The organism is Chryseobacterium sp. CBo1 (genome assembly GCF_001693475.1).
In the GTDB taxonomy this organism is placed as follows: Bacteria; Bacteroidota; Bacteroidia; order Flavobacteriales; family Weeksellaceae; genus Chryseobacterium; species Chryseobacterium formosense.
In genome coordinates, this window is the sequence record NZ_MAUH01000001.1 from 155,519 (window position 1) to 168,532 (window position 13,014).

The 13,014-nt window shown below is 34.5% G+C and carries 10 protein-coding genes; 8 read left to right on the top strand and 2 right to left on the bottom strand.

Features of this window, described 5'->3' with window-relative positions; genetic code table 11:
• Positions 1 to 30 precede the first annotated feature (30 nt).
• The 7 genes from ruvX (at position 31) to BA768_RS00865 (ending at position 5,509) form a co-directional block, all read left to right on the top strand.
• Entirely contained in the window at positions 31 to 447 is a 417-nt protein-coding gene (ruvX, locus tag BA768_RS00835; RefSeq protein WP_065719328.1) for a Holliday junction resolvase RuvX, read from the top strand.
• Entirely contained in the window at positions 444 to 1,016 is a 573-nt protein-coding gene (gene def / locus BA768_RS00840; RefSeq protein WP_065719329.1) for a peptide deformylase, read from the top strand. Before ruvX ends, def begins: the two co-directional genes overlap by 4 nt.
• A 67-nt stretch (positions 1,017 to 1,083) precedes the next feature.
• Complete coding sequence (locus tag BA768_RS00845; protein ID WP_065719330.1) at positions 1,084 to 1,641, top strand: DUF5606 domain-containing protein; 558 nt, start codon at positions 1,084 to 1,086, stop codon at positions 1,639 to 1,641.
• 132 nt (positions 1,642 to 1,773) lie between these two features.
• Positions 1,774 to 2,547: a nucleoside triphosphate pyrophosphohydrolase gene (mazG, locus tag BA768_RS00850; protein ID WP_065719331.1), complete on the top strand. Its 774-nt coding sequence runs from the start codon at positions 1,774 to 1,776 to the stop codon at positions 2,545 to 2,547.
• Positions 2,547 to 3,626, top strand: a complete 1,080-nt coding sequence (locus BA768_RS00855) for an FUSC family protein (protein WP_065719332.1) — start codon at positions 2,547 to 2,549, stop codon at positions 3,624 to 3,626. The genes mazG and BA768_RS00855 overlap by 1 nt, the downstream gene beginning before the upstream one ends.
• A gap of 183 nt (positions 3,627 to 3,809) precedes the next feature.
• A complete protein-coding gene (locus tag BA768_RS00860; RefSeq protein ID WP_065719333.1) occupies positions 3,810 to 4,676 on the top strand; it encodes a hypothetical protein in 867 nt (288 codons plus the stop codon).
• Positions 4,677 to 4,714: 38 nt separating this feature from the next.
• Positions 4,715 to 5,509 (top strand): hypothetical protein, encoded by a 795-nt coding sequence (locus BA768_RS00865; RefSeq protein ID WP_065719334.1) that lies wholly within the window; start codon positions 4,715 to 4,717, stop codon positions 5,507 to 5,509.
• 67 nt (positions 5,510 to 5,576) lie between these two features.
• Here BA768_RS00865 and BA768_RS00870 read toward each other — a convergent pair whose 3' ends face one another.
• Entirely contained in the window at positions 5,577 to 9,290 is a 3,714-nt protein-coding gene (locus BA768_RS00870) for a metallophosphoesterase (protein WP_065719335.1), read from the bottom strand.
• A gap of 26 nt (positions 9,291 to 9,316) precedes the next feature.
• Between BA768_RS00870 and BA768_RS00875 the strand changes: the two genes are divergently transcribed.
• On the top strand, positions 9,317 to 10,477 hold the full coding sequence (locus BA768_RS00875; RefSeq protein WP_065719336.1) for a Pycsar system effector family protein: 1,161 nt from the start codon (positions 9,317 to 9,319) through the stop codon (positions 10,475 to 10,477).
• A gap of 144 nt (positions 10,478 to 10,621) precedes the next feature.
• Here BA768_RS00875 and BA768_RS00880 read toward each other — a convergent pair whose 3' ends face one another.
• On the bottom strand, positions 10,622 to 12,922 hold the full coding sequence (locus tag BA768_RS00880; protein ID WP_065719337.1) for a GAF domain-containing protein: 2,301 nt from the start codon (positions 12,920 to 12,922) through the stop codon (positions 10,622 to 10,624).
• Positions 12,923 to 13,014 lie beyond the last annotated feature (92 nt).

Genomic DNA, 13,014 nt, shown 5'->3' on the forward strand with positions numbered 1-13,014 from the left:
ATGGCTAAAATTTCTTAAATTTGCAGACTTATGGGACAGATCATTGCAATAGACTATGGAAAGGCGCGTTGTGGTATCGCTGCAACCGATGATATGCAGATTATTGCAAGCGGTCTTGATACTGTGGAAACCCGCTTTCTGATTGATTTTTTGAAAAAATATTTCAGTTTAAATAAGGTAGATGCAGTTGTTGTAGGTCTTCCTACGGATTTAAAAGGTAATATTTCGGAAGTGGAAACCGATATTTTAGGTTTTATAGAAAACTTTAAAAAAGAATTTCCGCAGGTTGAAGTTCATCGTTTTGATGAGAGATTTACCTCAAAAATGGCTTCGTTTTTTATTTCCCAAAGCGGAAAAAGTAAAAAACAAAGACAACAGAAAGGATTAATAGATAAAGTAAGTGCAACCATCATATTGCAGAATTTTTTAGAACAAAGAACAAGATGATTTTACCAATTAGAGCTTTTGGAGATCCTGTTTTAAGAAAAACGGGAAAAGATATAGACAAAAATTATCCGGATCTGCAGGAACTGATCGATAATATGTTTGAAACCATGTACAGCGCAAACGGTATTGGTTTGGCTGCACCACAGATTGGTCTGGATATCAGATTGTTTATCGTAGATGTGACGCCTTTGGCGGAGGATGAGGATTATGAGGATATTGCTGAAGAACTGAAGGACTTTAAAAAAGTTTTTATCAATGCAAAAATTCTTGAAGAATCTGGTGAAGAATGGAAATTTAATGAAGGATGTCTCTCAATTCCTGATGTAAGAGAAGATGTGAAAAGGAAGAGTACAATTCTTATTGAATATTACGACGAAAATTTTTTAAAGCATACAGAAACTTTTTCCGATATTAGAGCCCGCGTAATTCAGCATGAGTATGATCATATTGAAGGAACACTTTTTACCGATCATTTGAGTGCGCTGAAGAAAAAGCTGGTGAAAGGAAAACTCACAAAAATCACTCAGGGAGATGTTTCAATAGGTTATAAAATGAGATTTCCAAAATAATTTAAACTAAGAAATATATTATTATAAAGGGCGTTATAGCTTTTACTAAAATTAAAAAAATAAAATTATGCTGTTAGAAAAAATAATTTCGATTTCTGGTAAGCCGGGTCTTTACAAGTTGGTTTCGCAATTGAAAAACGGATTCATTATCGAGGACGTAACTACTAAAAAGAAGGTGAGCATCGGGAATTCAAGCCAGGTAAGTCTTTTGGATAATATCGCCATGTTTACTTTTGATAAAGAAGTTCCTTTGTTTGAAGTATTCGAAAACATTGCTAAAAACCACGATTATAAAGAAGCGCTTTCTCACAAATCTTCAGAAGATGAGTTGAAAGAATTTATGGGTGCATCTCTTCCAAATTATGATACTGAAAGAGTATATAATTCTGACATCAAAAAATTAGCTCAATGGTATAACATTCTTCACAAAGCAGGCTACATCACTCCTGAAAGTTTTGTAAAAGCAGAACCTGAAACTGTTGACGGAGAAGCTACAGAAGAGGTAAGCATTGAAAAAGAATCTCCAAAAAAAGCTCCAAAAGCTGAAAAACCTGCAGCTCCAAAAGTAAAAGCAAGTACAGGAGCAAAAGCTGCTACAAAAAGCACACACAGAAAAATGGGATAATATATCCTGAATATTATATAAAAACCTTGTCAGAAATGATGAGGTTTTTTGTTTCAAGACAAAATAACAATACAGAAGATTTGCCGTAAATTTGTACTTCTTAACCTAAACCCTAATCTCAACCTCAATTAAATGAATACCAAACAGGAAAAACTCGAAGCTTTCGGAAGACTTTTAGATATTATGGATGATCTTCGTGAAAAATGTCCATGGGATCAGAAGCAGACTCTTCAAACGTTACGTCATTTAACGTTAGAAGAAACCTACGAGCTTTCAGATGCGCTTTTACAGGAAGATTTAACGGAAATTAAAAAAGAATTGGGAGATGTTTTGCTTCATTTGGTTTTCTATGCTAAAATTGGTTCCGAAAAAGGCAGTTTTGATATTGCTGATGTCATTAATTCTTTGAATGAAAAACTGATTTTCCGTCATCCTCATATTTATGGAGATGTTGAAGTGAAAGATGATGAAGAAGTAAAGCAGAACTGGGAAAAATTGAAACTAAAAGAAGGCAACAAATCTATTTTGGGAGGTGTTCCTAAAGGTTTACCGAGTTTGGTAAAAGCATACCGAATTCAGGACAAGGTAAAAGGAATTGGTTTTGAATTTCACGACGCTGAAGATGCGTGGAAAAAAGTAGACGAAGAAATTCAGGAGTTTCATGCGGAGACCGATTTAGACAAAAAAGAACAGGAGTTAGGCGATGTGTTTTTCTCACTAATCAATTATGCCCGAATTTCAGGGTTAAATCCTGATTCAGCATTAGAAAGAACGAATTTAAAGTTCATTTCAAGATTCCAGAAAATGGAACAGCTTGCAGCTGAAGCAGATTTAAAATTAGCCGATATGACTTTAGAGGAAATGGATGTGTTTTGGGAAAAAGCAAAGCTTCAAGATAAAAATTAATGAAAGTAAATCATCCTGTGCAAAACAGATTTCAGTACATCATTGAAATCAAAAAGACAGAAAGGAAATGGCATTTTCCTTTACTGGCGGCTTTGTGCATCGGGACGCCATTGCTTTTGGGTTGGCTTATAGAAAAACCTGACTTTGGAAGCTTCTCAAGTTTGGGAGCATTAACGATTCTTTATTTCACGCAGGCTCCGATCAGTCAAAGAATGATTCATCTTGCGGTTTGTTCCTTTGGAATGATTTTCTCATTTGCGGTGAGTTTATGTTTGGGATTTAATATCTATTCTGCCGCCTTTGCCTTAGGAATTGTGGCTTTTCTCTCACATTTTATAACAAATTATTACAAAATTCCACCTCCCGGAAATTTCTTTTTCATTATGGTTGCGGCAATGGCGAGTAATTTTCAGTTTAATATCGAATTGATTCCTACAAGGATCGGTCTTTTTGCGATGGGCGCCATTCTTTCCTGTTCATTTGCATTTGTTTATTCTGTTTTTGTCGAGAAATCTGCGGTCATCAATCTTCCCAGAAGAACATTCAGGAAAAGACGATATACAAAGTTCGTAGAAAGTGGGATAATCGCTGTTTTTATGATCTTAACTTTGATCATCGGACATCTGTTAGAATTTAAAAATACCTATTGGATTTCCATTTCAACAATTGCTATCATTCAAGGGAGAAATTTTGAGCATGTACGGCAAAGAAATCTCCATCGAATTATCGGAACTTTCGTAGGTCTCGGTTTGGCTTCTGTTATTCTTTATTTTGATCCAGAAAAAATTGTGATGATTTTTATTATTATGATTTTACAATATGTTGTTGAACTGATGATCGTGAGAAATTATGGGTTTGCAGTTGTTTTTCTTACACCCTTAACAATTTTACTGGTAGAAACAGGAAGTCATATTCATCATGATGTTACCGAATTAATGCAGGCAAGACTGATCGATACTGTAATCGGAAGTTTAATGGGTTTATCAGCAGGATTCTTACTCTACCATCAGCAAACCATCAATAACCTGGAGAAAAGCGTAAGATTTTCTTTTTTTCAGTTTAAAAAATTGAAGAAGTAAAAATTTAATTGAAATTAAAAAATATTTAAGCCATTAAGATTTATGTAAGGATTGAGAAGTTTAAGAAAAATCAAAATATATTCATTATCAGTCATCTTACATCAGATTTATCTGAAACTTAAAAAATCTTATCCACTGAAATAACTTAATGTTTAAATTTGAATATTAAATAAAAAGGAAGTTATGAAATTCAACTATATTTTCGCCCTGTTTTTACTAAGCTGCAATCCTAAAGCACAGGATTCTGCAATAAAAAGTGATGCCTTGAAGACAGAGTTTTCTCTTCCCAAAAAGCTAAAAGAAGTTTCGGGAATTGCACTTTCCCAAGACCAAAAAACTATTTGGGCAATTGAAGATGCAGGAAATAAAAATGTAGTCTATGGTTTAGATTTAAAAGGAAACCTTATTGCAGATGTTTTGGTAGAAAATACAGAAAACAACGACTGGGAAGACATTACAAAAGATAAAAACGGAGATATCTACATCGGAGATTTCGGAAATAATGAAAATGACAGACAGAATCTTTCCATTATAAAATTAGATTTGAAAAACGGTTCTCAAACGTCAACAAAGGTCGTTCAGACAACGAAGTTTCATTACGAAGGACAAAACGAATTTCCACCGAAAAAATCAAACTTGCTGTACGATTGTGAAGCTTTTGTAGAAAGAGACGGAAGTTTTTATCTATTTACAAAAAACAGAAGCAAAGGATTTGACGGAACTTTTTTGGTTTTCCAGATTCCAAATAAAGAAGGTGATTTCGAAGCAAAATTAATAGGTAAATTAAAACTGCAAGGTGGCTTTAATGATGCTGCCATTACTTCAGCTGCAATTAATTCTAAAGATCAGATTGTACTTCTAACGCACAAGAATATTCATGTTCTTTCAGGATTCACAACAAATGATTTTAATTCAGCTAAAATTCAGAAAATCTCTCTGGATCATAATTCACAAAAAGAGGCAGTTGTTTTTTTGGATGACAAAACTCTGCTGATCGCCGATGAAAAGGATAAAAATGAAGGTGGGAATGTTTATCGTTTTGGATTGTAGTTGATAATAGATTATTTTCGCAGTTGTTAAAAATAATTATGAAAAAACTATTATATATTCTACTTGCTTTCGCTGTTATTTCATGTAGTGGAACTGATGATATTTTACAAGAAGCAACTTTCCAAAATAATTCTTCGGAATTACAACCGGATAAGATTTGGGTTTATTATGCCGAACTTCCTGTTATAACAAATGTAAACCAAGATTGGAATTATAAATTTCTCTATGAAAATGGGCTTTTGAAAAGAATGACCGGAAGATTAAATAAAGTAAATTCGGGAGGTTCTAATATTTATTTTTTTTCCAACGATATATATACAAATGTCTCTTACTTGCCTAATCAGGTTGTTGTCGAACATTCAGAAATGCATGATGGAGTAAAGAAAATTGTTCATACATTGCAAAATAATAAATTGATTAAATCTGAAATTTATAATAATTATAACGAGATTTATCAAGTTAAAAACTATTCATACGAAGCAAATAAAATATCGGTTCATACAAAATGGTACTCTTGGGATACTTATGATACCTATTTCTTTGATTCTAATAAAAACCTGATTAAAAGTGAAAAACTAGAGCTCTCAGGAAATGTTGAGACTAAGTTGACTAAAACGGATTATTTGAATTTTGATACAGCTAAAAATCCGTATAAAAAGCTTTCATTATTAAATGAAAATTTTTTCGTGAAAAGTTTGTCAGAAAATAATTACAGGAAGATATCTTATACAACTCAATATTTACCAAATGATCCTCAGATTTTGCCAGGAAACGGATATAATGAATGGACATATCAATATAATTCTGACGGACAAGTAGTATTATCTTATTAGAAATAAAAAAAGAAAACCATTTGGGTTTTCTTTTTTTATTTTGTGATATTCTTTTCTTTATACTTCTCTAAAAATTCATTCCCACACCGCCGGAAATTCTTCCGCCATCCGAACCGATGAAATAATCTAGTCTTGCAGAGAAAGATTCCAAAAGATTTAACCAAAATCCCGCACCAACACCTTGATGCCATTTGTCAGACTGTTCTTTGTCTATCCATACTCTTCCCAAATCGTAACCTACTAAAATTCCCATATTGGTCGGAACAATATTGTTTTTCACCCTACCAAAATCCCAACGGACTTCTGCATTGTTTACCAAATACGATTTTCCGGCAAACCTTTCATTTCTATAAGCGCGCATTCCGTTGTTTCCGCCAATGGCTGCAGCTTGGTAGAATTCAAAATTATTATTGTTGATGATCATTGCATTCGTTGAGTTGGCAAAAACAAATCTTCCCTGCTTATCAATTCTTTTAAAAAGATTCATCGTTCCCTGGAATGTTGCGAAATTTCTGTCGAAATCCTGTAAATTGGTTTTCCAGCCTGCATTTAAAATTAATTCCAAGCCTAACGTAGGAAAAGCATTATTATCTAAATTTTTAAAGCTAAACGTGTAATTTGCTCCTCCAAACTGTTGATTATTGAAAACTTCAGGTCTTACATCGGGAGAAATGGCTATAAAACGATCATCATTTCTCTGAACTTTAGCATTTTCAAAAGTTAACTGAAACTGATGTTTCAGATTAAGCCAGCTTGTTTTTGAAATGGAAGGTGCAAATTTAATCTGTGAAATTCTCACACGATTGTAGTCTCTGTTGTCTTCATCCGCATCGTTTAAGCTTTCGTTTCCTAAACCAAAAAATGTCCGAGCAAAATGTGGAGTCGTGTAAAGAGCATCAATCCCTGCATCCCAACCGAAAATTGCTTTTTTGAAAACTCCTTTATAGCCAAGATTAAACCCACCAGTTGCAGTGTATAAATTGGCGCTTAAGCTGTGTTTCTGTGTAAAGCGGTCACGAATGAAATTGTTGACGGTATAGTTTGCTACAATCCCTAAAATTACTCCGTCATCAGGGTTGAAATTCGCATTCGGATACCCTGCAAAGAAATTATATTTCGGATGTTTCCAGTTATAGGTATTCACATTATAATCATCAGAAATTCTTTTTGAAGCTCCTTTGGTTTCGTACGTATTTTTCTGAGATTTAAAATCATAAATTTTAACGTTTCTTCCATTGGAAACTTGATAAACATCGTGATTATAACCACCAATTAATCGAATGTTGGTCTTTGATTTTCCATCACCCGAAACTTCGTAAATATCATCATCATCCAAACCATAGATCCAAAGTTCTTTTGTTTTTTTGCCGTCATAATTTTTCTCAAAGACCAGCTCTTCAGTTTTATCCTTATTGATTTTGTATTGCTTTACATCAACGGAGTTTTCATTTTTAACGATAACAAATTTATCTTTGTCTAAAGTACCCACCAATGGAACTTTTTCCTGAAGAATGTGATAATATTCAACTGCATTTGCATCGATTTTCTCTTTTCTCAGCTTTAATTTTCTCTGAATATCGGCAATTGTTTCGTCCTGAACTTCTTTCGGAAGATTTTTAAAGGCATTGTCGATATCGGTATCCGTAAGATTTTTTTGAATAAATTTTGCCTGATTGCTCCAATTTTGTTTCGTAGAGCCTTTCAGGAAAATTAAATCTAAAGGATAAGGCTCCATGTTTACCCAACGTACATTTTTAATTTCATCTTTAAAAGATTTCATGTGACGAATCATCGGAATATTCATGATAAAGAAAAAAGCAGCACCGTCATAATTGCTGAAAGCCTGATCTCTGTCTCTCGGAATCGGTTTGTAAATAACTTTGTTACCGACTTTATATTCAGCCCATTTCCATTGGTCTTCGTGGCGATCCCAATCTCCGATCAGCATATCAAAAATCCTGGCTCTGATGTACAAATCCTGATCCACAGAATATTTGCTGTCTTTTCGCATATTTTTCAGAACATCTGAAGTTGAAACAATATCTGTAGCATTGTCAAGCGATTGCAAGGTTTTGGGATCAGAAGAAAAACGTTCTTCGATCATGTATAATTCGTCACCGTAATTTTCGTTGTATTTCCCTAAAGATTTTTGTTTTGGAATATAATATAATTCGGGATTGCTGTGGAAAATTCCTAACTTATCAATCATATTATTGACTGCAAAACCTGTAAAAGGATGATTGGTTGTATAAAAATCGAGGAGAAATCGTTCAGGGAAAGTATTATTCAATTCGTTTCCGAAATCATTTTTCTTAAAAGCCTGTGCATTGAGGAAACGGACTGCACTTTTCTTGATTCCGCGCATTACAAATTCCTGTCCGTCATTGGTTCTTAAACGTAAACTGTTCGACTGATTTCCGCCACCTTCTCGTACCGGTGAATAACCGGGATTCATGTCAGAAAGATCTTTAGTTTGTGCATTTATCGGAAGTGAGTAATATTTTCTGTAATTTTCTCCCCAAAGCCAGCGGTAGATTTTCCCTTTTTGAGTCATCTTCTCGGCGTAAACGGTAGAAGTATATGTTGCCGGAAGTGAGCTTGGAAAATTATTTTCAAATATTTTTGGTTTAGAAATAACAGAAATCTGTGTCAGTTTTTCTAGCTTATTATCTTTGGTTGAAAAATATTCAACGTCTGAACTGAGGTCTTTTCTTAAATTTAAAACAGCAAATCCGCTGCCGCCGTAAGAGAAATCGGTTTTCTCGACAATCGTGGAAGGGTCGGTTTTTGAGCCGGCTCCGCTAATGATTTGTCTGATATTTCGGTCTGCATGATATTGCAAATTATGATCGTGCCCGGAAACGAAAATTACATTTTCTTTATCCTGAACAATACTCTTGATTCTGTTGGCAAAATCTGAATAATGTCTGTTGCTGATGTCTTCCATGCTTGCTCCGGAAGAACTTCTTAAAGTTGTAAGAACAGTAGCGACTCCGGGAACTGGAACTTTACCGTTAAAAGCTGAAAGATGTGATTTTGCAGTATTAAAACCGGCATGAACACCCGAGCTGATTACGGGATGATGAAGCGCAACAATAATTCTTTTGTCCTGGTTTTTAGTAATTAAATCTTTGAATTCGGTGTAAAGGTCGTCTCTGGTTTTGATATCGCAGCCTTTGTTGATTCCGGGTTGCTTATCCCAGTTAATTAAAGCCCATTCAGAATCAATAACGATGAGCTTAATGTCTTTTGTTAAATTAATATCATCAATCGGGCAGGAATTTTTAGGCAAAAAAGATTTTTTATCGTTCAGATAAGATTTTACAAATTCTTCCTGAGCTTTTAGGCCATCCAAGCCGTGATACCAATCATGATTTCCTGGAATAACCAATGTTTTGCCTTTAAAATTTTTGGTAATTGAAAGCTGGTTTTCCATTTTTTCTTTGGCTAGAGGATAGCCACTGTCGCTTTCTTTTGGCATTCCGAGAGGGTAGATGTTGTCACCCAAAAAGATCAGCATCGAATTGCTGTTGGCAGAATCAATCTTATTTTTAAGAAAATTCAAAGTGTGCTGAGCCTGAATTTCTTCCGCATTTCCGGCATCTCCAACCAGAAAGATCTGAAAATCGTTATCCGCTTTTATTTCAGATTGCTGCAGCTCATGTAAGTTTTTACCTTTTTTTACGTTGTAGGTAGCACAAGATAAAAGAAGTCCCGAAAGGAGAAGTGTTTTTCCTGCCGGAGCTATTTTTTTTAAATAAGATTTAAAGGATAAATTCATACATTTACATTAAGAAAAATTCTGTGATGAGCATCTTAGACAAAGCTAAAAATTATGTTGAAAACTTATTCAAAGATAAACTATCTTCTGTTTACTTTTATCATAATTTTATTCATACCACATACGCTGTTCAGAAAGCAGATGAAATCATAAAGCATACCAGTATCTCTGAAACAGACAAAGAAAAAGTGTTATTGGCATTATGGTTTCATGATGTTGGCTTTACCGACTGCAATGCAGAAGGTCATGAGAAGCGCAGTGCGGTTATCATGAGAGAATTTTTGAAGAAAGATAACTTTTCAGACGAATATATTGATGAGGTTTCAAAGCTGATTCTTTCTACCGAAAAATATCACCAACCTCAAGGTTTACTGGAGGAAATCATGAAGGACGCTGATTTCAGTCACTTTGCAAGTCCATTTTACAATGATTCGGCGGAAGCCTTGCGTAAAGAATGGGAACTGACGGGCGGAATGTGCTTTTCAAATGACGAGTGGAACGAAATGAATGTGGATTTTCTGAAAAATAAACACAAATATTTCACTGATTACGCTAAAGAATATTGGGAGCCTTTGAAAATGAAGAATGTAAAAAAGTTGGAAAAAAAATTGGATAAAGAAGAAAAGCCAAAGAAAGATCCAGATAAAAAGGATCAGAAATCGGATAGAAGTGTTGATACTCTGTTCAGAGTCACGTTGAATAATCACACAAGATTGAGTGATATTGCAGACAGTAAAGCGAATATTTTACTTTCGGTAAATGCGATTATTATTTCGGTTTGTCTTTCGGTTTTGGTTCCAAAGCTGGATGCTCCGAAAAATACGCATTTGATTATTCCGACATTTTTTCTTTTGATTTCAAGTGTTTTAACAATTATTTTTGCGATTCTTTCGACAAAACCGAATGTGACGAAAACCAATTTTACAAAACAGGATATTGCAGACCGAAAGGTAAATCTTCTGTTTTTCGGAAATTTTCAGCAAATGCTTTTTGATGATTTTAATAATTCGATGAAAGACCTGATTAAGGATCGTGATTATATTTACGATTCTCTGACGAAAGATTTGTACTTTTTGGGTAAGGTTTTAGACAGAAAATATAAGCTTCTTTCGGTGACGTATCAGATTTTTATGGCGGGAATTGTGATTTCTGTACTGTCTTTTGCGTATGCGTTTTTGACTTTGTAATTTTTGAAATGTTTTTTCATAGCGCTCCTACGGAGCGCACCGCAATAATACGATCTTATTTTCTACACACATTTTGCTCTTATGGAGCAATGGTAAGTTGTATTTTCTAAGGATGACTGTTTTGTTTTAAAACAGAATTATTATTTAAGCCAAAGAAACTCTTATCGCCAATAAACCTGAAATTCCCTGTAAATCTTCTACTTTGAGAAACTCTACATCGTTCTTTAAAAGTCCTCTTTTCTGAAGAGTATTGATGTATTGAAGATATTCTTTCTGATTTTCCAGACCGAAATAAACGATCGCGATTTTTCCGGGAGATGTAATTCTTTCCTGAGAATTTTTGATGTGTGCTTTATCGATGCGTTTTTTGATGATTTCATAGTAAGAATTGTGAGCGCCATCAATGTCGAAACGCTTTTCATCCATACGGAAACGGATGTCTACTTTTTCGTTATACACAAAAATCAGTGAGGCAATATCTAAAGGAATCGGAAGATTCTGTTTAAACTTCTGAAACTCAATTTCCATATTGCAGACCGTTTCCAATTGCCAGAATCTTAGCTGATGCACATCTTTCTGAGAGTAATCTGCATCGGGAGAAATATTCTGACCAATATATAAATTGTGCTCTACACCGTCAGATTTGAAACGCTCATAATAATGCGGGAAAATTTCCTGCGCCTGAACCTGACTTTTATCCAAAACATCCGCCAGTTTTCTGTTGACCAATGTGATCGATTCATCTAAATTTCTGCGCTGATTGTAAAAAAGCTGATTCTGTAAAGTGATCTGCGAAATATACGTTTTGATCTTGTTCTTTACTTCTTCGGTTGCGCTGGTTTCCAGTTTTCCCTGAAGGTAAGGGTGAATTTCGTCACGAAGAAGGCGCTGAAATCGTTGTTCAGTATCGGCTTTTATTTCGTTATTCAGTTCATTTTCAAAAATTTCTAATGCCAAAAGATATTTTTCGGAATCTGAATTGATTAAAGTAAAGATCTCATAAAGACATTCCAACTGATGATTGAGGTCAACTTTCATCAGGTTAAAACGTTTTTCCGAAGAAGCACGGATGTCTGAAAAACCAAATAACGGAGTAAGATTTTTAAATGAAATCTGCTTTAAAGTATAAATTTTCTTAGATAAAAAGGCGTTGAAATACTTCTCTGCTTCATTTCTGAATTTCCAGACTACAGAATCGTGGATGGAAGTATATTCTCGCTGAATAATTGCTTCGATCTGATTGTTTCTCTCAAAGCTGAAACGGTTGAGTGAAAAAAGAATCATATCTGTGAAAAATTCCATTTTCTTTAGTTTCAGGCCATTTAAAGAATTGGCAATTGGTGAGGTAAATTCCATGATTGCCATCAATTCTCCATCTTTCATAATCGGAATGACCATAAAACTTCGTATTCCTGTATTTTTTAAAATTTCAAAAGACGGCATATTTTTCACCTCTTCGTCCATTTTATCAATATCGGAAATCACGATCGGCCTGGAATTGTAGTTTATGTTTTCAAAAGCAGTTTTTCGGATTTCTTCATCGAAAGTATTAAGCCAGAAGTCAAGAATATGACTGGTAAAAACATTTTCGTAGATCGGAAGCCGCTCAAGCTTTTTATCTTTTTTATTGAAAAGCATTAAGCCGAAATTCAGATCCGGAACATCGAAATAAGATTTGAAAATTTCTTTTAAATTTTCGTCCGGAGCAGGATGTTCCAGATCAACTTTAATGAGTGTAGATTTAAGATCAGATAATGCAACTTCAGAAGTACAATCGACAAGCGAAATAATAGCAAACCCGCTCAAGATCCAGGACTGGGGTGGGAAATGTTTTTTCCACAATCTGATATCGTCGATATTCTCAAGCAGCATATTTACAGTATCTTCATCGGGAATTTTGGTGTCTTTATCCGGATAAACATCGGTGAAATCTGAATTTACCGTGATTTTATAATGTTTTATAATTCCATCCTTATTCGGAATGTCATAGTAAAGTGGAAGGGTTGCCCGTAAATCTGTGCTGAAATGCACCTGCAAAATTAAACAGCAACAAAAAATATAAAACTCATCGTCATCAATTTCCCTGAACTTGATTTCGAAATCGGTTCCTGCGTCGCTAAGAATATTTCTGAACCTTTCAGTATAATTAAAGGTAATATTGGCAAGCGGAATACTGGCTGCTTTAATTTCGTTTCGGGTTAAACCTGTCGGGAAAAGGTCTGCCAATAAGAGTCTGATGAGGTCTTCATGTTTTTCGAGTAGCGAAAGATCCTGAAAACCTTCTCTTAATTCTTTGAAGTTTTTTGTTCTCTCGATAAGTGATTCTGCATAATTTGCCCGGTATTCCAGACGATCATTGTAGCGGATATGCTCAAGCACATCCAAATACTTTTTGAATGAAATGAAAACCTGAAACGGGCTGTTATTTGTATCGAGTTCCGACAAAACCTGAAAAAAATTGTGGAGGTAAAGGTATGAAAAAAGGATTTTTTAATCGAAAAGAGAACGGTAATATTTGTGAAATATTAATGTTCAAA

Excerpts from the sequence above, each read along its gene's own strand:
- BA768_RS00855 (WP_065719332.1), top strand. The coding sequence starts at position 2,547 with ATGAAAGTAAATCATCCTGTGCAAAACAGATTTCAGTACATCATTGAA.
- ruvX (WP_065719328.1), top strand. The coding sequence starts at position 31 with ATGGGACAGATCATTGCAATAGACTATGGAAAGGCGCGTTGTGGTATC.
- mazG (WP_065719331.1), top strand. The coding sequence starts at position 1,774 with ATGAATACCAAACAGGAAAAACTCGAAGCTTTCGGAAGACTTTTAGAT.
- BA768_RS00865 (WP_065719334.1), top strand. The coding sequence starts at position 4,715 with ATGAAAAAACTATTATATATTCTACTTGCTTTCGCTGTTATTTCATGT.
- BA768_RS00875 (WP_065719336.1), top strand. The coding sequence starts at position 9,317 with ATGAGCATCTTAGACAAAGCTAAAAATTATGTTGAAAACTTATTCAAA.
- BA768_RS00845 (WP_065719330.1), top strand. The coding sequence starts at position 1,084 with ATGCTGTTAGAAAAAATAATTTCGATTTCTGGTAAGCCGGGTCTTTAC.
- def (WP_065719329.1), top strand. The coding sequence starts at position 444 with ATGATTTTACCAATTAGAGCTTTTGGAGATCCTGTTTTAAGAAAAACG.
- BA768_RS00860 (WP_065719333.1), top strand. The coding sequence starts at position 3,810 with ATGAAATTCAACTATATTTTCGCCCTGTTTTTACTAAGCTGCAATCCT.
- BA768_RS00870 (WP_065719335.1), bottom strand. The coding sequence starts at position 9,290 with ATGAATTTATCCTTTAAATCTTATTTAAAAAAAATAGCTCCGGCAGGA.